Raw genomic sequence first — 22,438 nt, 5'->3', positions numbered from 1 at the left:
GGTTTTCGCCAGTTTACCGAATTGCCTGGAATCGCCACCAGCGCTGTGTAGAGAAGACCGAAAAAAAACGACAAGTGTGGTTGTTCACCTGCTTCCCGATTCTTTTCGCTGCACCTCTGCCCGCCCCGTCGCTTCCGGCACCGCCCGGCGAATACTTCGGAAATACCTGCCTTGGACATGTAATGGCGTCAGCTCTGGAATCGGAGCTGGCGAAAAATGCAACCCGTTGCGGATTCAGCGCGCGGCAGCACCCGAATTATCAGGGATACGTGCAGGGTGGAGATGCACAGCCCTCGGACCGTGTAGCACCGCGTCCGGCCACCGGCCCATTAACATGCCGGCGAGCGGATAAGGTCCTGAACAGATGCCCCCGGGCGTCCACGGCTGACGGTTGATTCCTCCTCCTGACTGAGTGCACCAGGCCCGCTTGGTTGATTCGGATACCCATTCGAAGCCACCGGGGCCTGGTAGGCACCGCAGCAAACAGGACGCGTCGTCGCGACAACGGCAGGCTGGGCAACCGGCTGGTGCCGAACGTCGCTCGACACGGGGGTGGCCCCGGCTACCCTTTGCGCACCTTGGCACCGACCATGAGAAGTCGTGTGTGCCGCACGCCGTTTCCGGCAGCCCGGAAACCGACGGTACAACATGAAAAGAATGCTGATTAACGCAACTCAACCCGAAGAGTTGCGTGTAGCCCTGGTGGACGGCCAACGTCTCTACGATCTGGACATCGAGTCCGGCGCGCGTGAGCAGAAAAAGGCCAACATCTACAAAGGCAAGATCACCCGGATCGAGCCCAGCCTCGAAGCCGCCTTCGTCGACTTCGGCTCCGAACGTCACGGCTTTCTGCCGCTGAAGGAAATCTCCCGCGAATACTTCAAGAAAGCCCCTGAAGGCCGGGTCAACATCAAGGAAGTCCTGAGCGAAGGCCAGGAAGTCATCGTCCAGGTCGAGAAGGAAGAGCGCGGCAACAAAGGCGCGGCCCTGACCACCTTCATCAGCCTGGCTGGCCGCTACCTGGTGCTGATGCCCAACAACCCGCGTGCCGGTGGCATTTCCCGCCGCATCGAAGGCGAAGAACGCAACGAACTGCGCGAAGCGCTGAACGGCCTCACCGTTCCAGGCGACATGGGCCTGATCGTGCGCACTGCAGGCCTGGGCCGCAGCAGCGAAGAAATGCAGTGGGACCTCGACTACCTGCTGCAACTGTGGACCGCCATCAAGGAAGCGTCCCAGGATCGCGCCGCGCCTTTCCTGATCTACCAGGAAAGCAACGTCATCATCCGCGCCATCCGCGACTACCTGCGCCAGGACATCGGCGAAGTGCTGATCGACAGCATCGATGCCCAGGAAGAAGCCCTGACGTTCATCCGCCAGGTGATGCCGCAGTACGCCAGCAAGGTCAAGCTGTACGAAGACAGCGTACCGCTGTTCAACCGCTTCCAGATCGAAAGCCAGATCGAAACCGCCTTCCAGCGCGTGGTCGACCTGCCGTCGGGCGGCTCGATCGTGATCGACCCGACCGAGGCGCTGGTTTCCATCGACATCAACTCGGCGCGCGCCACCAAAGGCAGCGACATCGAGGAAACCGCACTGCAGACCAACCTGGAAGCGGCCGAAGAAATCGCCCGCCAGTTGCGCCTGCGTGACATTGGCGGCCTGATCGTCATCGACTTCATCGACATGACCCCGGCGAAGAACCAGCGCGCCGTGGAAGAACGTGTCCGCGAATGCCTGGAAGCCGACCGCGCCCGCGTTCAAGTTGGCCGCATTTCGCGCTTCGGCCTGCTGGAAATGTCGCGTCAGCGCCTGCGTCCTTCGCTGGGCGAAAGCAGCGGCATCGTCTGCCCGCGCTGCTCCGGCACCGGCATCATCCGTGACGTCGAATCGCTGTCGCTGGCGATCCTGCGCCTGATCGAAGAAGAAGCGCTGAAGGACCGCACCGCCGAAGTTCGCGCCCAGGTGCCGATTCCGGTTGCCGCGTTCCTGCTCAACGAGAAGCGCAACTCGATCACCAAGATCGAACTGCGCACCCGCGCCCGCATCATCATCCTGCCGAACGACCACCTGGAAACCCCGCACTTCGAAGTCCAGCGCCTGCGCGACGACAATCCGGAAGTGCTGAACAACCAGTCCAGCTACGAAATCGCCGCCTCCGAGGCCGAAGAAGCCCCGCAGCCAACCGCTACCCGCACCCTGGTTCGCCAGGAGGCTGCGGTGAAGACGGCACCGGCTCGGGCCAACGCCCCGGTCCCGACCTCGAACGAAGAAGCGCAGCCGGCTGCAGCGCCTGCGCCGGCACCAAGCGCCCCTGAGCCAAGCCTGTTCAAGGGCCTGGTGAAGTCGCTGGTCAGCCTGTTCGCCGGCAAGGAAGAACCTGCTGCACCCGTGGTCGCCGCTGCCGAGAAGCCAGCAGCCGAACGTCCACAGCGCAACGAAGAGCGTCGCAACGGTCGCCAGCAAAGCCGCAACCGCAACGGCCGCCGCGATGAAGAGCGCAAGCCACGTGAAGACCGCGCCGAGCGCGCCCCGCGTGAAGAGCGCCAACCACGCGAAGAACGTGCGCCTCGCGAAGAACGCGCCCCTCGTGAAGAGCGTGCCCCGCGGGAAGAGCGTGCGCCACGCCAGCCGCGCGAAGACCGTCGCGGCAACCGTGGCGAAGAGCGTGTACGTGAGCTGCGCGAGCCGCTGGACGTCACCCCTACCGAGCGTGAGGAGCGTCAGCCGCGCGAAGAACGCGTAGCCCGTGAAGAGCGCGCACCACGCGAAGAACGTGCCCCGCGTGAAGAACGTGCCCCGCGTGAAACGCGTGAAGAACGTGCACCCCGTGAAGAGCGCGCGCCGCGTGAAGAACGTGCCCCGCGTGAAGCGCGTGAGGAACGTGCCCCGCGTGAAGAACGTGCTCCGCGTGAAGAGCGTACGCCTCGCGAAGAGCGTCAGCCTCGCCCAGCGCGCGACGAGCGCCAGCCACGCCCAGCCGAGCAGGTTGCCGAACAGGCTGCCGAGCTTGCTGAGGAACAACTGCCGAACGAAGAAGCGCTGCAGGAGGAGCTCGAAGGCGCCGATGGCGAGCGTCCGCGTCGCCGCTCGCGTGGCCAGCGTCGTCGCAGCAATCGTCGTGAGCGCCAGCGCAATGCCAACGGTGATCTGATCGAAGGCAGCGAGGAAGAAGGCAACGAGGAGTCCGCGCAGCAGCACCAGGCTACAGAGCTTGGCGCAGAGCTCGCTGCAGGTCTTGCGGTCACCGCCGCTGTTGCGAGCAGCAACATCAGCGCCGATGCCGAAGCCCAGGCCAACCAGCAGGCCGAACGCGCCAGCGCTGTCGCGGTCACTACCGAGGACAGCGAGGTTGCCCAGCCAGCCGAGCGTACCGAAGTCGTCGCCCAGACCGAGGAGTTCGTCATCGCGCCAGTGGTCGAGCAGCCAGTCAGCGAGCCGGTCGCTGCCGTCGAAGCCAATGAAAAGCCTGTCGTAGAAGTCGTGCCGCAGCCGGCTGCCGACCAAGCGCCAGTCGCTGCCGAGCCTGAAGTCGCCACCCCGGCGCCGCTTGAAGTACCGGCCCTTCAAGCGCCTGCCGATGAGCAGGTTGCAGTCGCAGAAGCTGCGGTGGTCGAGGCGGGTGAAGCGGAAAAGCCACAGGCAGCCGCTGAGCAAGCGCCGACTTTCGAGGCATCGCAACCTGCGGCCGACCATCAGCCAGAGGCAACCGCAGAACCTGCACCGGTCGCTATCGAATCGGCCCCGGTGATCGCTGAGCCAACCCCGGCGCCGGCGGTAGTCGAAACCGCCGAAGCCGCCACTGTCATGCTGCCCAATGGCCGTGCGCCGAACGATCCGCGTGAAGTGCGCCGTCGCAAGCGGGAAGCCGAAGCGGCCGCCAAAGCCGCCCAAGCCGCTGCCGAGCCAGTGCTGGAAACCGCCGATGAGCAAAAGCCTCAGCACGGTTGATAGCCAGGCCTGAATGAAAAGCCCCGCCAGTGCGAACTGGCGGGGCTTTTTATTGGCTGCGTATCAAGAGACAAGCGGCCACACTACAGTGCAATGTCGGGCCAGACACTCAGTAGAGGTTAGGCTCCATCTCCAACTCAACGCCAAAACGTCGCTGCACGTCAGCCTGGATTTTCAGCGCCAGCGCGTGCATCTGCGCCCCGCTCGCCTGGCCATAATTGACCAGCACCAACGATTGCAAACGATGCACCCCAGCATCGCCCTCGCGATAACCCTTCCAGCCCGCTTGCTCGATCAGCCAGCCCGCCGCGAGCTTGACTTGGCCCTGTGCCTGCGGATAGGCCACAAGGCCCGGATGCTGGCTGCGAATCTGCTCTGCGCATTCAGCCGACACCACCGGGTTCTTGAAGAAACTCCCGGCATTGCCAAGCTCGGCAGGGTCTGGCAGTTTTTCGCGGCGGATACTGCAAATGGCATCGCTGATCGCCTGGGCGCTCGGCTCATCAACTCCCTGCTCCGTCAGGCGCTGACGCACCGGACCGTAATCCAGGTGTGCTCGCAGCGTATGACTCAAGGCAAAGCGCACGCGCAGGATCAACCAGCGCCCCGGATTACGCTTGAAAACGCTATCGCGGTAGCCAAAAGCACAGGCCTGCAGATCGAAATCGCGCAGCTCACCCGTCTGGCGGTCAAGCGCAGTGAGGCCGGCGAAGATGTCCTTGATCTCGACGCCATAGGCGCCGACATTCTGCATGGGCGCGGCGCCGACCGTGCCCGGAATCAGGCTGAGATTCTCAAGGCCGCAGAAGCCCTGGGCCAACGTCCATTGCACGAACGGATGCCAGGCCTCGCCGGCCTCGGCCTCGACCACCACCTGCTCGCCATCATCGCTGAGCACTCGTCGGCCACGACTGGCCATGTGCAGCACCAATGCGTCGATGTCACGGGTCAACAGCAGGTTGCTGCCGCCACCGATCACCAGGACTGCCAACCCACGCTGTTGCGCCTCGGCCAGGGCCTCGCGCACTTGTTGATCGTTGCTGGGCTGGGCCAGGTAGCGGGCGTTGACGTCGATACCGAAGGTATTGAAGGGCTTGAGCGAGACCTGCTCCTGCCAAGCCGCCGTCATAGTCGCCCCTTGATTTCCACGACCAGCTCACGGCAGGCCGCCTCGATCAGGTCAAGGACTTGCTCGAAGCCCTCGCTGCCACCGTAGTAAGGGTCGGGCACTTCGTCCACTGCCGCGCCAAAGCGGCGCAGGAACAGGTCCAGCTCGCCTGCAGCAGCGTGTGGGCGCAAACTGCGCAGATGACTGAGGTTGCTCTCATCCATCGCCAGGATCAGGTCGTACTCGGCAAAATGCGCGGCTTTGACCTGCTGGGCGCGCTGCTGCGACAGATCGTAGCCGCGCGCCAGCGCCGCCTTGCAGGTACGGCTGTCGGGCGCTTTGCCGACATGCCAGTCACCGGTGCCGGCAGAGGCTACCTGCACGTGATCAGCCAGGCCGGCAGCTTGCAGCTGATGACGCAGCACCGCTTCGGCGGTCGGCGAGCGGCAGATATTACCCAGGCAGACGAACAGAATGCGCATCAGGCCTCCAGCAAGCGCCGAACGCGCTCCAGGTCTTCAGGGGTGTCGACACCGACTGCCGGCGCCTCGATCGCGTCCTCGACATGGATCCGCACGCCATGCCACAAGGCCCGCAGCTGCTCCAGCGCCTCGGCTTGCTCGAGCCAGCATGGGCCCCAGCTGACGAAGTCCTGGAGGAAGCCGACACGGTAGGCATACATGCCGATGTGACGACGGTACGGTACGCCTTGCGGCAGCACGTCGCGATTAGTGGCGAAGGCATCGCGCGCCCAAGGCAAGGGCGCGCGACTGAAGCTCAAGGCCAGGCCATTCTTGTCACTGACTACCTTCACCGCGTTGGGGTTGAACACGGTCTGCGGTTGCTCGATCGGCTCGGCGAGGGTAGCGATGCTGGCCTGCGGGTGGGCGGCAAGGTTGGCCGCTACCTGATCGATGATCACCGGCGGGATCAACGGCTCGTCACCTTGCACGTTGACGATGATGGCCTCGACCGGCAGGCCCAGGTGCGCCGCGACTTCAGCCAGGCGGTCGGTGCCTGACTCGTGATCTGCACGGGTCATCAGCACCTCGGCCCCAAATGCTTGGCAGGCCTCGACGATGCTGGCGTCATCGGTGGCGATGACCACACGGCTGGCACCGCTCTTGCGGGCCTGCTCCCACACATGTTGGATCATGGGCTTGCCAGCGATGGCCAATAGCGGCTTGCCCGGCAGACGCGTGGAGCGCAGTCGGGCCGGAATCACCACAGTGAAATCGACGCTCATTTGTCCAGACGCTCGTCATCGGTCAAGGTCCGTGCTTCGCTTTCCAGCATCACCGGGATGCCGTCACGGATCGGGTAGGCCAGGCCTGCACCCTTGCTGATCAGCTCGGTCTTGTCGGCGCTGAGCTTGAGCGGGCCTTTGGTGATCGGGCAAGCGAGGATATCGAGCAATTTGGTGTCCATGAGAACTTCCTATAGGCCAAATGGCCGCAAATGATGAAAACGCGCAAAGCCGCTCAGGCCGTGCGCAGCAAGCGTCGCAGCTGCCCATCGAACCAGGCGCCAAAGGCAGGCGTAGGTTGAGCTTCGACCGCCAGATACCACCAATCGTCGGCCGCGAAGGCTCGGCATTTGACCGCGTCTTTTTCGGTCATCACCAGCGGCAATGCCGGGCTGAATGCCAGGCTCTGGGCGTTGAATTGCGCATGGTCGGCAAACGGATGTTCCAGCGGCTGCCAGTCTAGCGCCTGCAGGGTGTTGAAGAAACGCTGTGGATTACCGATCCCGGCGACCGCGTGCATGCGCTGGCCTGCCGGAAAGAAGTCGAGGTCGCGGCGTTCGCCGCTGCGCAGATTGACCAGGGCAGAGGGCTGCAGGCGCAGGCCGAAACCCTCGGGACAGTCGCCGTCGGCGCCGTTGAACAACACAGCATCCGCTTCGGCCAAGCGCTCGCGCGGTTCGCGTAGCGGCCCGGCTGGGAGGCAACGGCCATTGCCGAGCCCACGTGCGGCGTCGATCAGCACCAGTTCGAGATCCCGCGCCAGGCGATAATGCTGCATGCCATCGTCACACAGGATCAGGTCCAGCGGCTCGCTGGCCAGCAGTGCCCGTACCGCAGCTGCCCGGTCAGGGTCGATCATCAGCGGCACGCCGGTGCGCTGCACGATCAGCAACGGTTCATCGCCGGCCTGCTCGGCTGGCTGCTGCGCCGTGACGCGCCAGGGGTAGCGAGGCGGCTTGGCCCCGTAGCCGCGGCTGACCACGCCCACCTTCAGCCCTCGTCGGCGGCAGTGCTCGATCAGCCAGAGAATCATCGGCGTCTTGCCAGTGCCGCCAACCGTAATGTTGCCTACCACGATCACCGGCACCGGCGCACGGTAACTGCTGCTTTCGCCGTTGAGAAACCGCGCACGCTTGCGCATGACCACACGCCGGTACACGGCTTCGAGCGGGCGCAGCAGCATCAGGGCGGGATGCCCGGCGTACCAGGCGGCAAGCAGGCGATCGGCCAAGGCCATCACGGATTCCCCTGGGCGGCCTCGACGGTGGTCATGCGCAAGTGGCTGAAACCGAGCTTGCCGGCGGCATCCATTGCGGTGATCACGGCCTGATGCGGGGTCTTGCCGTCGGCGCTGATGGCCAGCGGCAAGGTGTTGTCGCCGCCGGACTCGCGCTCGATTGCCTCACTGAGGGTCGCCAAGTCACTCTTGGGCAGCAGGTGGTTGTTCACCGAATACACGCCATCGGCGCTGATGGTCACTTCCACCAGCTTGGCCTGGTCGGCCGGCGGCTGCTCGGCGCTGGTCGCTTCGGGCAGTTCGACCCGCAGTTGGGTTTCGCGCGTGAAGGTGGTGGTAACCACGAAGAACAGCAGCAGAACGAACACCACGTCGATCAGCGAGGCGAGGTTGATGTCGACGTTCTCGCGCTGGCGGTTGCGCCGAAACTTCACACCTTGCCTCCGGCGACTTCCACTTCACGGTCGCCCTGGATCACTTCGACCAGCTTGATCGCCTCCTGCTCCATGCCGACCACCAGTTCGTCGATGCGGCGCAGCAGGAAGCGGTGAAAGAACACGGCGGGGATACCGACCATCAGGCCAGCGGCGGTGGTCACCAGTGCCTTGGATATACCGCCGGCGAGCACAGCGGCATTGGCGGTCATCTGCGAGCCCATGAACGCACTGAAAATGTCGATCATGCCCAGCACCGTGCCGAGCAGGCCGAGCAGCGGCGCCATGGCGGCGATGGTGCCCAGGGTGCTGATATAGCGCTCGAGTTCGTGGATGACGCGCGAGGCAGCCTCTTCGATGCACTCTTTCATGATCTCGCGACCATGGCGGGAATTGGCAAGGCCCGCCGCCAGGATTTCGCCCAGCGGCGAATCGGCGCGCAGTGACTTGAGTTTATCGCTGGTGAGTTGCTTGTCCTTGATCCACATCCACACCTGGCCCAGCAAGTGCGGCGGGGTGACGCGACTGGCACGCAGGGTCCACAGGCGTTCGACGACGATCGCCAGGGCGACGATGGAGCTCAGAATGATCGGCAGCATCATCCAACCGCCGGACTTGACCAATTCCCACACAGTAAACGCCCCCTCGCAAAAAGGCCGCCACTCTACCATAGGCGCGCCACCCGCTCATCTGCCAGAGATCAGGGAAATGTGACTGCGCCGGGGCAACTGGCGGGCGACCACAGCGTCACGGCGTACGCCAGAAGCGCCGCTGCTGGCGTACGCTCTCGACATTCTGGCGGGCACCCAACAACAGACGCAACGCCCCTTCCCTGGCCGTATCGTGTACGGCCAGCCCATGCTGTCGGTACCGCTCCAGCACCTGCGCATGCGGATGACCGAAGCTGTTGTTGCGCCCGCGCGATATGAGCACGCCACGTGGTGCCGTGGCAGCGATGAAGGCTTCGGTCGAAGAGCTGCGGCTGCCATGGTGCGGCGCCTGCAGCCAGTCGATGCGCTGCGCCTCGTGGGCACCGAGCCAGGCCCGCTCCGCCGCGGCTTCCATATCGCCGGCCAACAACAGGCGCTCGCCCTGCGCCTCCACCAGCAGCACACAGGAGCCGTCGTTACTGCTGCGGGCATCGGCCCAGCGCCATAACGAAAAGTGCACCCCGTCCCAGGTCCAACGCTGACCGCTGCGGCACGGCTGCATCGGCAGATCGTCGAGCACTTCGCCACCGAGCACCTGCTGCACCGGCAAACCGCTGGCAATGGCCCGGGCGCCGCCGGCATGGTCGGCGTGGGCATGGCTGACCAGCAGCAGGTCGAGCTGGTCGATGCCAAGCTTGCGCAAGGTGGGCAGAACGACCCGCTCACCGAGGTCGTTTTCGCCTCTAACGGGTCCTGCGTCGTACAACAGACTGTGATTCTGCGTGCGCAAAAGCACCGCCAGTCCTTGCCCAACATCCAGGTGCCAGACCTGCGCTTCACCGAACTGTGGCATGTCGCGTGGCACCCACAAAGCCAGCAATAGCGCGCCGCCCGGTGCCCGCAGTGGCACCCCGCGAGGCATTAGCAGCAACAGTGTGCCCAGGCTTACCAGGATCCAGCTCCACAGCGGCAATGCCGGCGGTTGCCAGGCCGGGCGCCAGTGCGCGATCCACGTCAGCAGGCGAAACAAGATCTCGAGCAGACCACCGGCGATCCACAGCAACGCTTCGCCAACGCCGCCCAGGGGCAATAACAGGGTGCCGAGCAGGGCCAGCGGCAGTACGGCCACGCTCACCCACGGCACCGCCAACAGGTTGGCCAGCGGCGCGCTCACGCTCACCGGCAAACCGGTGGCCAGCAACACCGGCAACAACCCCACGGCAATCACCCACTGCGCATGCGTCCAGGCTTGCCAGGGCCGCCAGGCGCCCAGCCGTGCAGCGAAACAATAGATCAGCACCGCCACCGCCGAGAATGACAGCCAGAAGCCTGGTAGCAGCGCAGCCAGGGGCTCGGCCAGCAGCACCAGATCGAACGCCAGCAGCAGCGCGAACCCTGCGCCGAGCTGGCGAAAACGCAGGCGCCAGAGCAGTACCACCGCCAGCATCAGACACGCACGCTGCACCGGAACCCCCCACCCCGCCAGCCAGCCGTAGCCCAGTGCCGCGCCAAGCGCGATAACGCAGGCAAACGGCAGCCAAGGCCAGCGGCCAGGCCACAGCCCCCAGCGGGCCAGCCCTGCGATCAGGGCGTAGAGCAGGCCTGCCACCAAGCCGATGTGCTGCCCGGAGATCACCAGCAAGTGTACCGTGCCGGTCGCCTGCAGCGCCTGCCATTGCTCACGCCCCAGGCCTGCCCCGTCACCCAGTATCAGCGCCACCAAGGCCGCTTGCTGGCCGAAGGCGTCCACCGCAAGCAGGCGTTCGCGCAGTGCACCGCGCCAACCTGGCTGCAGCGCCGCCAGCACCCGACCCGCTTTCACCGTGCCGGTGGCACCAATTCGCCTGGCCAGCAACTGGGCCTCTCGGTCGGCAGCATGGGGATTCAGCAAGCCGGCCGGGCGCTGCAGCGTGACCGCCAGGCGCCAGCGTTCGCCCGCGTGCAGGGTTGGGCCATCGAACCAGCTCAATTGCAGGCGCTGCGGCAGCTCGGCGCGGCGTGAATGGGGTTGGGCCAGCTCGAACCTCACACCTTGCGCGGTACGCGTCGGCAGCCCCACCACCTGACCCTCGAGCCACAGGGTTCGCCCGTCCAGCGTGGCAGGTAGCCGATCATCCAGCGCCCGCTGGGCTGACCAGCAGGCCCAGCAAAACCCCAGCAACAGCATGCCCATCGGCCAGTAACGGCTAGGCAAGCACAGACTGCCGGCCACGAGCAGCGCCAGCAGCCATCCGACCGACGGCAAGACGGGTAGAAACACCGGGGCAACCAACCCGAGTGCGAGGGCGAACATCCCTGTGCGCATGCATTAGAGCTCCACTGCGTCATCGCTGACTCAGGCATAGCTGAAAAGCCGCATGGGCCTGCTCAACAATTGTCACAAACTCTAAACGAGCGAGTCCGGGAATCGGGGCATACTTCCCCGATCAACGCCCCGGGAGCCCACATGCCGCGCCGACTCTTCAAACGCTTCATGCCGGATCCGACCAGCATTCGGGAACACAAGTCCTTACGCTTTTTCGGCACGTTGCTGCACGACCCCAACCTGTGGCATCTCAATCGCCATTCAGTGGCCAGGGCCATGGGCGTGGGCTTGTTCGCAGCGCTGATTCCGATCCCCATGCAGATGCTGCTGGCCGCTGCATTGGCGATTCCGGTAAGGGGCAACCTGCCGATCGCGGTCAGCCTGGTCTGGCTGACCAACCCGCTGACCATGCCGCCGGTGTTTTTCGTGACCTACATGACCGGCGCCTGGCTGATGCAGATACCGCCGCGCAGCCTGCCCGAAGCGCTCACGTTCGAGTGGATCACCGACCAGCTTGGCACGATGTGGCAGCCGTTCCTGCTGGGCTCGATCGTGTGCGCGGTGGTGTTGGGCGTCGCCGCCTACTTCACCACCCTGCTGTACTGGCGCTGGTGGATTGGCCGGCAATGGCGCCGGCGCAAGCAACGGCTATCAGGCGCGCATGCCGCGGCCACTGACCAGCAGGCGAACGCACAGCAGATAAAGCACGGCGGTAGCCACCAGCATGAAGGTGATCGCCGTCCCGATACTGATGTCCGACACCCCTAGAATGCCGTAGCGGAACGAATTGACCATGTGCAGCACCGGGTTGGCCAGGGACACCGTCTGCCAGAAAGGCGGTAGCAAGTTGATCGAGTAGAACACTCCGCCCAGGTAGGTCAGCGGCGTCAGCACGAAGGTCGGAATGATCGAGATATCGTCGAAGTTGCGCGCGAACACCGCATTGACGAAGCCCAGCAACGAGAAAATGGTCGCCGTCAGCAACACCACGATCACGGTCACGCCCAGGTGATGCACTTGCAAATCGGTGAAGAACATCGACAGGATGGTCACGATCACCCCGACTGCCAGCCCACGCAGTACGCCACCCAACGCATAGCCGATCAAAATGGTGTGCGGCGAGACCGGTGAGACCATCAGTTCTTCGATCGAGCGCTGGAACTTGCTGCCAAAGAAGCTCGACACCACGTTGCCATACGAGTTGGTGATCACCGACATCATGATCAGCCCCGGCACAATGTACTGCATGTAGGTGAAGCCGCCCATGTCACCGATCTGCCGGCCGATCAGGTTCCCGAAAATGACGAAATACAAGACCATGGTAATGGCCGGGGGTAGCAAGGTTTGCGGCCAGATGCGCAAAAAACGGCGCACTTCACGGTAGACGATGGTGTTCAGGGCGACCCAGTTGGTGCGCAGTTCCACACTCATACCGCCACCTTCGACAGGTTTTTTTCTACCAGGGACACGAACAACTCCTCGAGACGGTTGGTCTTGTTGCGCAGGCTTTGCACCTCGATGTTCTGCAGGGCCAGCTGACCGAACAGCGCGGTAATGCCGATGTCCTTGTCCACCTGCACCTCAAGGGTGTGCGGCGTCAGCAGTCGGCACGGGTAGCCCTGCAACACAGGCGCTGCGGCCAAGTCCTGGTTGAGGTCGAGCACGAACGTTTCGACATGCAGCTTGCCCAGCAGCTGGCGCATGCTGGTGTTCTCGACGATGGTGCCATGGTCGATGATGCCGATGTTGCGGCACAGCTGCTCAGCCTCTTCCAGGTAATGGGTGGTGAGGATGATGGTGATGCCCTTCTGGTTCAGCTCGGTCAGAAAGCTCCACATCGAGCGGCGCAATTCGATGTCCACGCCGGCAGTGGGCTCGTCGAGAATCAACAGGCGCGGTTCGTGGATCAACGCCCGGGCGATCATCAAACGTCGCTTCATGCCCCCCGACAGCGAGCGCGAAGGCACATCACGCTTGTCCCACAGACCTAGCTGGGTCAGATACTGCTCGGCGCGCTCCTTGGCGATCCTCGCCGGGATGCCGTAGTAGCCGGCCTGGGTGACGACGATGTCGAAGCACTTCTCGAACTGATTGAAGTTGAATTCCTGCGGCACCACGCCCAGGCAACGCTTGAGCGCCGCCGGCTGACGGTCCAGGTCGTGGCCGAACACGTTGACCGTGCCGCTGGTCTTGTTGACCAGGGTCGAGAGGATGCCGATGGTGGTGGACTTGCCGGCACCATTGGGGCCAAGCAATGCAAAGAAATCGCCTTCGGCAACGTCGAGGTCGATGCCCTTGAGGGCTTGAAAGCCGTTGCCGTAGGTCTTGGTCAACTGTCGAATGGACAGGGCAGAACTCATAGCAGGTCACTTACCGAAAAATAAGGTGCGGGACACGCCAGGTGCAGCACTGGCGCATGAGGTGCGGCCATGTTGCAAGCGCAGGCCGCACAAGTACAGTCAAGGATGTTGATAGTGACTATCGAAGCGCTGTGGTGTTCGATCAGGTTAGCGCCGTCATCACCGCGCGTTGGTAGGCGGGACGCGCTTTGAGGCGCTGGTACCAGGCTTCGAGGTGGTACAACGGCGGGCGCTCGATCGGCATTTCGAACCAGGCGTAGACGAAACTGCCCAGCGGTATGTCCCCCATGCCGATGCGTTCGCCGGAAAGGTAAGGCTGCGTGGCAAGCGTCTGATCGGCGATGGCCAGCAGTTGCGCGCACTGCTTGTGGGCAGCATTAATGGCGACCCAGTCACGTTGATCCTCCGGGGTGCGCAACACCCCCCAGAACAACGGGCGAAACGGCGCGGCGAAAGCCGATGTGGTCCAGTCCATCCACTTGTCGGCCAGGGCTCGCTGGCGTGGGTCTTCCAGGTACCAGCCCTGCTCCGCGCCGTATTGGGCGCACAGGTAGCGCACGATGGCATTGGACTCCCACAGCGTAAGGTCACCCTCTTGCAGCATTGGCACCAGGCCGTTGGGGTTGAGGGCTCGGTACTGCGGCTCGTCGACCACACCAAAGGCGCCACCGGCATCGATGGACTGGAAATCCAGGCCCAGTTCGTGGGCAATCCACAACGCCTTGCGCACGTTGCTCGAATTCTTGCGGCCCCAGATCTTCAGCATGACAACGTCCTTTTCAGTCAACAGGTGGCTCAGTCTACTCCAGCGCCTGCTTGTCTGTACTGACCCACGAACAGGCCGATACGTCCCCTGCCGAGCTGAAACTCCTGCTGCCACACCCTGTCACTGTTCTGACCCTGCCGTTCTCAGTGTTGCGACTAAGCTGTCCTGGACGGCTCAAGCCCCTGGTTCCAAGGAGGACCGATTATGTTGCTGTTGTGGTTGGTAGTGCTGGTGATCGGCACGGCGTACCTGATGCACCGGCGCCTGCCGTCCCTGCAGATACTGGGCATCGTCGCCGCTTACGTGCTGTTGATGGGTATCTTCAGCAGCGTCCCCGGCTGGTTGCTGGCGCTGATCTGGGCGGTGCTGGCAGTCAACCTTGCGCTCGTCGCGCTGCCGCAATGGCGCCGCAAGGTGTTCACGGCGCCTATCTTCAAGTGGTTCCAGCGCACCCTTCCGCCAATGTCGCAGACAGAACGCGAAGCGATCGACGCCGGCACCGTCTGGTGGGATGGCGAGCTGTTCAGTGGCCGTCCCGACTGGCGCACTTTGCTCAGCTACCCAGCGCCTACGCTCACCCAGGAAGAACAGGCGTTCATCGACGGCCCGACCGAAGCACTGTGCGCCATGGTCAGCGACTGGCAGATCGGCCAGGATCTCGACCTGCCGCCGGAAGCCTGGGCGCATATCAAGGAAAACGGCTTCTTCGCCCTGATCATCCCAAAAGAATACGGCGGCAAGGGCTTCTCTGCCTACGCCCACTCCCAGGTGGCGATGAAGCTGGCCACCCGCAGCGGTGACCTGGCCTCCACTGTCATGGTGCCCAACTCCCTGGGCCCTGCCGAGTTGCTGTTGCATTATGGTACCGATGAACAACGCAACCACTACCTACCACGCCTGGCGCGCGGCGAGGACATCCCCTGTTTCGCCCTCACCGGCCCGCTGGCCGGCTCCGATGCCGGCGCCATGCCCGACACCGGGGTGGTCTGCAAGGGCCAATGGCAGGGCGAAGAAGTGCTTGGCCTGCGCCTGAATTGGGAAAAGCGCTACATCACCCTCGGCCCGGTCGCCACCCTGCTGGGCCTGGCGTTCAAAGCCTACGACCCGGAACATCTGCTGGGCGAGGAGGAAGAGCTGGGCATCAGCCTGGCGCTGATCCCCACCGATACCCCCGGTGTCGACATTGGTAAACGCCACCTGCCGCTGGGCGCTGCGTTCATGAACGGCCCCAACAGTGGCAAGGATGTGTTCATACCGCTGGACTTCCTGATCGGCGGCCAGGCCATGCTCGGCAAGGGTTGGATGATGTTGATGAATTGCCTGTCGGTAGGCCGCTCGATCTCCTTGCCGGCCGTGGGCACGGGTGCTGCCAAATACACCAGCCTAGTCACCGGTCAGTACGCCAGCATCCGCGAGCAATTCAATGTTCCGCTGGCCGCCTTCGAAGGTATCCAGGAATCGCTGGCGCGCATTGGCGGCAACGCCTGGCTGATGGACAGCGCACGCCTGCTGACCGCCAAGGCGGTGGACCTGGGCGAGAAGCCATCGGTGCTCTCGGCGATCCTCAAATATCACCTGACCGAGCGTGGTCGCGAATGCATCCAGCACGCCATGGACGTGCACGGTGGCAAGGCCATCATCATGGGCCCGAACAACTACCTGGGGCGCAACTGGCAAGGGGCGCCGATCTTCATCACGGTCGAGGGGGCGAATATCCTTTCGCGCAACCTGATGATCTTCGGCCAGGGCGCTATCCGCTGCCACCCGTTCGTGCTCAAGGAAATGGCCCTGGCCGGTCGAGAAGACCATGACCAGGCGCTGCGCGAATTCGACGACCTGCTGATGAAGCACATCAAGTTCGCTGCTGGCAACGCGGCGAGCACGCTGGTGTTGAACCTGGGACTGGGGCGCTTGGAACACGTACCGGGCGACGCCCTGAGCCAAGGCTATTTCCGCGCGCTCAACCGCCAGGCGGCAGCCTTTGCCTTGCTGGCGGACCTGTCGATGATGCTCCTGGGCGGTGCCCTCAAACGCCGCGAGCGCTTGAGTGCCCGGCTGGGTGACGTACTGAGCTATCTGTACCTGTCCAGCGCCGCGCTCAAGCGTTACCACGACCTCGGCTCGCCCGAGCACATGCAACCGTTGCTACGCTGGGCCATGGAAGAAAGCCTGGGCCAGGCGGAGAAAGCCCTGGACCGGCTGCTGGACAACTTCCCCAACCGCTTCGTCGGTTGCGCGTTGCGCGTGTTGGTGTTCCCCTTCGGCCGCCGCCATACCGGGCCGAGCGATGAACTGGATGCCGAAGTCGCGGCACTGATTGGCCGCTGCAAGGGGGATCCTGCGCTGGAGGAATTGCTAAGCGGTTGCTACCGCCCTGCTTCAGAAAGCGACCCTGTCGCAGCGCTGCAGCGGGCCAGCGACCTGCTCGCCGACACCGCTACGCTGAGCAAGGCCCTGCACCAGGCCATCAAGGAAGGCAAAGTCCAGCCAGCACCCGGCCAGCCCAGCATCGACGCCGCAGTCGAGGCAGGTGTGCTGCAACCCGGCGATGCCCAGCGGCTGCATGCGGCCGAGCAAGCGCGAAGGAAGGTGATCGATGTCGATGCCTTCGATAAAGCACAGTTGCTCGGCGAGCCTGGCAAAGTACGCTGACCCTTCGCTAGCAACGGGGTGCGGCGTATACTCCGCACCCCGTTTAAGTCATACCGAGGACCCATTCCATGGCCAACCCCAACCTGGAATATCACCTGCTACTGCTTCAGCACCTGCGCACCATCCTCGTGGCGCTGGGCGAGGCGGAGCAAGTGCCGGAAGAAAGCCACGCCCTGTTCCTCGAACGCTTCGACGAACTGTTGACGCTGTTGCCGCAGGCGCCGCTGGAAAGCCAATACCTGGGCCAGGATCTGATTTGCCAGGTAATCCAGCGTTATCCGCAAATCGCCCATTTGGTGCCACGTGACCTGCTCTGGTTCTTCGCTGGCGATTGCCTGCACTTCATGCCAGACGACGAACTGGACCTGTACCAGCGCCTGGAAGAACTGCGTCATGAGGCCGAGCAGGCTGGCGAAGCGTTCGATTGGCAGCAAGCCAAGCAACAGCTCAGCCTGGCGACCCAGCAGCAGCACTGACACCGAGCAAGCGCCCCGCAGCAGAGGGGCGCTTGTGACTTGCGCCTACACCCCGCCACTCAACAAAATGTAAAATGCTTATCCCGTTCACTGTGTAACTTATTCCTACAGCTCCGCATTGCACCCCTACCTAGAATGAGCGCCGAGAACAATAAACGTGTCTTCATATAACGTGAAAACCGCGTCTATCTGACTCGCAATGATACTTATCAACTCATCAGGTTCAGCCATGAAAAAGTCTGTAATCGCAGTGACAATCGGCCTGCTGTCCGGTCTGATTGGAAGTTCGGCATTTGCAAGCTCGGTGTTTTTCGAGGGCCGCATTACTCCGGAAACGTGCCCCATCGAAATTGTCAATCCAGAAGACGGCAGCGTCGATAATCGCCTGGCTATGGGTGAAGTTCCACAGGGCCATTTCACCGCTGCCGGTAAGGAAGTCAACGGACCGACGTTTGCCGTGCGCATTCCAGACAAGGCCAGCTGCAACATTACTGAAGACCAAGCCAATGTCACCTTCGAGGGTGATCCCGATGGTTCCGGTAATTACTTTGCAGTCGCGCCGGTAGTGGGCGCCGCGAAGGGCGTGTCGATCGTGATCCGGGATATCACCAACGCCTCCATTGCACCAGGTGGCAAATCGACTGACTACGACCTGAACAGCACTGGCGCAACCGACCTCAAGTTCCGCGCCGCCTATATCTCTACTGCCGCCACCGTGACTGCGGGCCCCGCTTCGGCCCACGTACGTTACACCGTTAATTATCTTTAAATACCGGTAGCACTCCTGCCTTAGCGATTTGCCGGTACATCCGGGCGTATGCATTACGCCCGGACTCCATGGACTTTCTACATGAATAATTCACGTTGCGCGATAGCGCCAGCGCGCGCTGTTGTACGCGCTTGCCTGGCAGTAATCCTATCGACTGCCCCCCTTACAGGCCACTGCGCACTGACACTCAATAATACGCGCATTGTATTTGACAGCGACAAACGCAGCACTTCGGCCGTTGTAAAAAACCCTTCGACCAGTCATTACGCCGTGCAGACCTGGATCAATACCGAGGCCGATGATGAGACCACCCCGGTTCCCTTCATCATCACCCCGCCCTTGTTCAGCATCGTACCCACCAGCGAGCAGCTTGTGCAGATAAACAGCCTGCCCAATACGTTGCCGCAAGACCGCGAATCGCTGTTCTTTTTCAACATGCAGGAGATACCCAACGTCAGCGAGCAGCCTGGCAACCAGCTCAATATCGCCCTGCGCACGCGAATCAAGTTGTTCTATCGGCCAGCTCAGTTAAAGGGCACGCCGAGTGAGCAGTTGCAAGCCCTGAGGTTCTCGGTGGTGCAAAAGCAAGGCGAAAAGTGGCTACGCATTCATAACCCTTCGCCGTTCTACATCACCTTCATTGGCCTGGCAGCCTCCACGCAGGGGCAGACGTACAAGCTCGACGCTCCCCCCATGGTGGCACCACTTTCCGAGCACGATCATGCGCTGGCGGGAACGCCTCTGAGCGCCGATTCGACAGTGCGTTTTTCCGTGATCAATGACTTCGGCGGCCATACCGAACCCCTCACCCAGCCCATCGCCACGACTCACTGATGCCCGGCATCGTCGCAAAGCAAGGAGTCGACACATGCCTTTCTATTCAAAGCGCTTGCTCTTGATCTGCAGCAAGCACACCGCTTCATGGCGTCTGGCTTATGCTGTGGCCGGGTTGATGGCCATCTCCCTGCACACAGCCGCTCAAGAAGTGGCATTCGATGCAGGCTTTCTGCGCACCATGCCTGGCCGAGCCACCGGTGCCGGTGAACAGGCCTTGAAGCTGTTGCAACAATCGGCCTTGCCACCTGGCCGTTATGACGTAACCGTGCTGGTCAACCTGGAACCTGTCGGCCGGCATACCCTGGATTTTCATGCGGACAGTGACGGCAAGCTCCAGCCTTGCCTGGCGCCAACCCTGCTGGCTGAGTGGGGATTACGTCTCGAGGCGCTGCAGGACGGCGAAGCCGTGCAAAAAACCTGCCTGCAACTGCCGCGAGCCGTGCCCGGCGCTCAGCTTGACTTCAAGCCGGAGCGCCTGCGCCTGGCTATCTCGATCCCGCAGATTGCCATGCGCCGCGCCGCTGACGGTAGCAGCGACCCGTCCCGCTGGGACAGCGGTATCAATGCTGCCTTCATCAATTACACCGTTTCGACATTGCGGATGCACCATCGCCAGCAGGGCCATCACAGCAACGACGACCTTTATCTGGACAGTGGGATCAATCTCGGGGACTGGCGCCTGCGCACCAGCCAATCCTGGAGGCAGGACAGCGACGGCAACCGTAGCTGGACGCGCACCCGCACCTACGCCCAGCGCGACCTGCCCGGCACGCGTGCCAACCTCACAATTGGCGAAAGCTTCACCGACAGCGATATCTTCAGCGGCGTTCCCATCACCGGTCTACAGGTGGCCTCGGACATGGGCATGCTGACGGATACCCAGCAGGGCTATGCACCGGTCATCCGCGGCGTGGCGCAAACACGTGCCAAGCTCGAGGTGTGGCAAAACGGCTATCCGATCTACTCCACCTACGTAAGTCCTGGCCCGTACGCCATCGATGACCTCAATGTCGCCGGCAATGGTGAGCTCGAAGTGGTGGTGACCGAAGCCGATGGCCAGGTACGCCGATTCGTACAACCCTACGCCTCGCTGGGCAACCTGCTACGCCCCGGCGTATGGCGCTACAACGCGACCATCGGCCGCTACAACCCGGCGGCGCGTCACGACAAGCCGATGCTGGCACAGGCCACGTTCAGCACAGGCATGGAGTGGGACCTGACGCTATACGGCGGCTTGATGCTCAGCGATCACTACCGGGCAGCGAACCTTGGTATCGGCAAGAACCTGGGCAACCTGGGAGCGGTTGCGCTGGATATGACCCACGCCGACAGCCAGATCGATGCGGCCGACCAGACCGAGGCCCAGGGCCAGAGCTATGCCTTCAAATATGGCAAATCGTTCGACTTCGGTACCAACCTGCGTTTTGCCGGCTACCGTTACTCCACGCAAGGCTACCGAGACTTCAGCGAGGCCGTGCGCCAGCGCAGCCAACCTGGCAATTTCCAGGGCAGCCGCCGCAGCCGCCTCGAGGCATCGGTGTATCAGCGCCTGGGCCAGCGGCACAGCCTGAACCTGAGCTTTTCACAGCAGGACTACTGGCAACGCAATAGCACCCAGCGTCAGTACCAACTGAGTTTCAGCACCTACCACGCCGGACTCACCTACAACCTGTTCGCCTCTCAATCGCTGACCGACAACTATGGCAGCGATCGTCAGTTCGGCTTGAGCGTGTCCATGCCCCTGGACTTCGGGCGCTCCGCAAATGCCACATTGGATTGGCAGAAACAGCGCCAGGGCTATAGCCAGCGGGCTGGCCTGAGTGGCACCGCCGATAATGGCCAACTGAGCTACAACGCGAGCCTGAGCCAGAATGAACGCCACCAGCGCAGCGGCGCGCTCGCGCTCGGTTACCAAGGGGGGTGGGGCAGTGTCGGCACCGGCATCAGTCAAGGTACCGACTATCGCAGCGTCTCGCTCAATGCCAGCGGCGCGATGCTGTGGCATGCGCAAGGCGTCGAATTCGGCACATGGATTGGCGACACCGCCGGACTTGTCGAAGTACCCGGCGTTGCAGGTGTGGGGGTGCAGAATAGCGCAAGCGCCACGACCAATGCGCGGGGCTATACCATCGTGCCGTCCCTGCAACCTTATCGTTACAACACGTTGTTGTTGCAAACCGACACCCTCGGTCCAGACGTGCAAATCGACAACGGTACCGCTCGGGTCATACCGCGCCGTGGGGCGATCGTCAAAAGCACATTCGACGCCCGCACCATTACCCGCCTGGTCCTTACCCTGCGTCATGCCGACGGCAGCCCGCTACCTTTTGGTGCCTTGGTACTCGATACCAAGGGTGAACAACTTGGTTTGATCGGCCAGGCGGGGCAAGCGGCCATGGAAACCACCTTGCGTGCCCAGACCTTGACCTTGAGATGGGGCAAGCGCGGCGACCAACAATGCCAGGTTGAACTGGATCCTGCGGCCCTGCAGCTCAACCAAGGCTACTACTTGCAGGACTTGACCTGCAGCCAGCCAGCTTTCGAGGAAGCGACATGACCCTATTTCCACGCAGCGTCCTGGCCGTTTTGCTGTGCCTTGCCGGACCGATGAGCCAGGCCCTGGCCGATGCGGACCCACAAAGCTACTGCCGGTGGCTACCAGGTTCTTCGCCGATGACCATGGAATACAACCTCGGTACCCGCTACGTTCCACTGAACGCCAGGGTGGGGGACTTCATCGGCCCGCCAGACAAGGGAGTGCCCATCGTCAACAACGAGCGATACAAGCTTCAGTGCCGTAACGAAGGCGATGTGGTGATGACCTTCACGCTGAACGCCAGCCGTCCACCCATCGTGCTGGGGCACAGCGCAACCAGCAACCCGATCATCCCCACCAACGTACCCGGTATCGGTGCAGTCCTGCGGCTCGAGTCCCCCTTCAGTGGAGATGGTACTTCAGACTTCTTGCCGGTGGCTGGCTCGACCTATGTACCGTTCGTGGCACAGCGAAAGGAGCGGCATAACTTTAGCCATTTCGAACTGTACGGCATGTACCATTACGTGACGCTGGTGAAAACTGGCGAGCTGCCCCCTGGCATCCATCATGTGGATGCCGAGATGTTCACGGGTCATCTGGACTTCAACAACATAGGGTTGGCCTTGAGGTACCGCCTGCGCGGGACCGTTATCCAGTCTCAGTGCAGCATTGGCCACGATGCGGTCATGCCTAATCCTGTCGACCTGGGTGAGTGGGAGCAATCGGCGTTTACCGGCCCAGGTTTCACGACCACACCGGCTGCCTTCCAGATCACCTTGTCGGCCTGCCAGACCGACCCGGACCAGAACGCCGTCGCCACGCTGGAGCTCACCGGCAAGAACGGCTCGACGCCCATCGGTGCAGGGGATCAAGGCATACTTGGCTTGACCACCGATTCCGATGCCCAAGGGGTCGGCATTCAGCTACTGAAGGAAGACGGAACCCCGATGCCACTCGACAAGGAGCAATCGATGATCGCCTTGAGCAATGGCACCACCGTGATGAAGCTCAAGGCCCACTACATTCAAACCGAGAACCGCGTCAAAGCAGGCAAGGCGAATGGCGCACTGAACTTCACCGTACGCTATCGCTGAGCTGACCACTGGGAGAT

19 protein-coding genes are annotated in these 22,438 nt (G+C 62.7%); 8 read left to right on the top strand and 11 right to left on the bottom strand.

Annotation, left to right across the window (positions count from 1 at the left end):
• The first annotated feature begins 648 nt into the window (after positions 1 to 648).
• A complete protein-coding gene (gene rne / locus FS665_RS21515) occupies positions 649 to 3,951 on the top strand; it encodes a ribonuclease E (protein WP_145193114.1) in 3,303 nt (1,100 codons plus the stop codon).
• A gap of 109 nt (positions 3,952 to 4,060) precedes the next feature.
• Here rne and murB read toward each other — a convergent pair whose 3' ends face one another.
• From murB to FS665_RS21475, 8 genes are all read right to left on the bottom strand, one after another.
• On the bottom strand, positions 4,061 to 5,080 hold the full coding sequence (gene murB, locus FS665_RS21510; protein WP_145193113.1) for a UDP-N-acetylmuramate dehydrogenase: 1,020 nt from the start codon (positions 5,078 to 5,080) through the stop codon (positions 4,061 to 4,063).
• The gene (locus tag FS665_RS21505; protein ID WP_145193111.1) at positions 5,077 to 5,541 is read right to left on the bottom strand and encodes a low molecular weight protein-tyrosine-phosphatase; all 465 of its coding nucleotides are present in this window, start codon (positions 5,539 to 5,541) and stop codon (positions 5,077 to 5,079) included. Before FS665_RS21505 ends, murB begins: the two co-directional genes overlap by 4 nt.
• Complete coding sequence (gene kdsB, locus FS665_RS21500) at positions 5,541 to 6,305, bottom strand: 3-deoxy-manno-octulosonate cytidylyltransferase (RefSeq protein WP_145193109.1); 765 nt, start codon at positions 6,303 to 6,305, stop codon at positions 5,541 to 5,543. The genes FS665_RS21505 and kdsB overlap by 1 nt, the downstream gene beginning before the upstream one ends.
• On the bottom strand, positions 6,302 to 6,487 hold the full coding sequence (locus tag FS665_RS21495) for a Trm112 family protein (protein WP_003247142.1): 186 nt from the start codon (positions 6,485 to 6,487) through the stop codon (positions 6,302 to 6,304). Before FS665_RS21495 ends, kdsB begins: the two co-directional genes overlap by 4 nt.
• A gap of 53 nt (positions 6,488 to 6,540) precedes the next feature.
• Positions 6,541 to 7,542, bottom strand: coding sequence for a tetraacyldisaccharide 4'-kinase (lpxK, locus tag FS665_RS21490; protein ID WP_145193107.1), 1,002 nt, complete (start codon positions 7,540 to 7,542; stop codon positions 6,541 to 6,543).
• On the bottom strand, positions 7,542 to 7,976 hold the full coding sequence (locus tag FS665_RS21485; RefSeq protein ID WP_145193106.1) for a biopolymer transporter ExbD: 435 nt from the start codon (positions 7,974 to 7,976) through the stop codon (positions 7,542 to 7,544). Before FS665_RS21485 ends, lpxK begins: the two co-directional genes overlap by 1 nt.
• Complete coding sequence (locus FS665_RS21480) at positions 7,973 to 8,608, bottom strand: MotA/TolQ/ExbB proton channel family protein (RefSeq protein ID WP_145193104.1); 636 nt, start codon at positions 8,606 to 8,608, stop codon at positions 7,973 to 7,975. The genes FS665_RS21485 and FS665_RS21480 overlap by 4 nt, the downstream gene beginning before the upstream one ends.
• 115 nt (positions 8,609 to 8,723) lie before the next feature.
• Positions 8,724 to 10,931, bottom strand: a complete 2,208-nt coding sequence (locus FS665_RS21475) for a DNA internalization-related competence protein ComEC/Rec2 (RefSeq protein ID WP_145193101.1) — start codon at positions 10,929 to 10,931, stop codon at positions 8,724 to 8,726.
• 141 nt (positions 10,932 to 11,072) lie between these two features.
• Here FS665_RS21475 and FS665_RS21470 point away from each other — a divergent pair, with 141 nt between their 5' ends.
• Positions 11,073 to 11,699 (top strand): DUF2062 domain-containing protein, encoded by a 627-nt coding sequence (locus FS665_RS21470; protein WP_145193099.1) that lies wholly within the window; start codon positions 11,073 to 11,075, stop codon positions 11,697 to 11,699.
• On the opposite strand, the gene FS665_RS21465 is transcribed toward FS665_RS21470, so the two are convergent.
• The 3 genes from FS665_RS21465 to FS665_RS21455 form a co-directional block, all read right to left on the bottom strand.
• Entirely contained in the window at positions 11,583 to 12,362 is a 780-nt protein-coding gene (locus FS665_RS21465; protein ID WP_145193097.1) for an ABC transporter permease, read from the bottom strand. The two genes, FS665_RS21470 and FS665_RS21465, sit on opposite strands and share 117 nt — an antisense overlap.
• Positions 12,359 to 13,291 carry an ABC transporter ATP-binding protein gene (locus FS665_RS21460; protein ID WP_145193095.1) on the bottom strand — a complete coding sequence of 311 codons (933 nt, stop codon included), beginning with the start codon at positions 13,289 to 13,291 and terminating at the stop codon, positions 12,359 to 12,361. Before FS665_RS21460 ends, FS665_RS21465 begins: the two co-directional genes overlap by 4 nt.
• A 142-nt stretch (positions 13,292 to 13,433) precedes the next feature.
• Complete coding sequence (locus FS665_RS21455; RefSeq protein ID WP_145193094.1) at positions 13,434 to 14,057, bottom strand: glutathione S-transferase; 624 nt, start codon at positions 14,055 to 14,057, stop codon at positions 13,434 to 13,436.
• A gap of 204 nt (positions 14,058 to 14,261) precedes the next feature.
• Here FS665_RS21455 and FS665_RS21450 point away from each other — a divergent pair, with 204 nt between their 5' ends.
• From FS665_RS21450 to FS665_RS21425, 6 genes are all read left to right on the top strand, one after another.
• Complete coding sequence (locus tag FS665_RS21450; protein ID WP_145193092.1) at positions 14,262 to 16,709, top strand: acyl-CoA dehydrogenase; 2,448 nt, start codon at positions 14,262 to 14,264, stop codon at positions 16,707 to 16,709.
• Between the two features lie 68 nt (positions 16,710 to 16,777).
• The gene (locus FS665_RS21445; RefSeq protein WP_145193089.1) at positions 16,778 to 17,185 is read left to right on the top strand and encodes a PA2817 family protein; all 408 of its coding nucleotides are present in this window, start codon (positions 16,778 to 16,780) and stop codon (positions 17,183 to 17,185) included.
• Between the two features lie 229 nt (positions 17,186 to 17,414).
• Positions 17,415 to 17,954: a fimbrial protein gene (locus FS665_RS21440; protein ID WP_145193087.1), complete on the top strand. Its 540-nt coding sequence runs from the start codon at positions 17,415 to 17,417 to the stop codon at positions 17,952 to 17,954.
• 81 nt (positions 17,955 to 18,035) lie between these two features.
• Positions 18,036 to 18,788, top strand: a complete 753-nt coding sequence (locus FS665_RS21435; protein WP_145193085.1) for a molecular chaperone — start codon at positions 18,036 to 18,038, stop codon at positions 18,786 to 18,788.
• Positions 18,789 to 18,822: 34 nt separating this feature from the next.
• A complete protein-coding gene (locus FS665_RS21430; protein WP_256675124.1) occupies positions 18,823 to 21,348 on the top strand; it encodes a fimbria/pilus outer membrane usher protein in 2,526 nt (841 codons plus the stop codon).
• Complete coding sequence (locus FS665_RS21425; protein WP_145193083.1) at positions 21,345 to 22,421, top strand: fimbrial protein; 1,077 nt, start codon at positions 21,345 to 21,347, stop codon at positions 22,419 to 22,421. Before FS665_RS21430 ends, FS665_RS21425 begins: the two co-directional genes overlap by 4 nt.
• Positions 22,422 to 22,438 lie beyond the last annotated feature (17 nt).

The organism is Pseudomonas sp. URMO17WK12:I11, from assembly GCF_007677725.1.
Lineage (GTDB): Bacteria > Pseudomonadota > Gammaproteobacteria > Pseudomonadales > Pseudomonadaceae > Aquipseudomonas.
The sequence above is the reverse complement of the archived record's forward strand: the minus strand, read 5'-3'. Positions and strand labels throughout refer to the sequence as shown.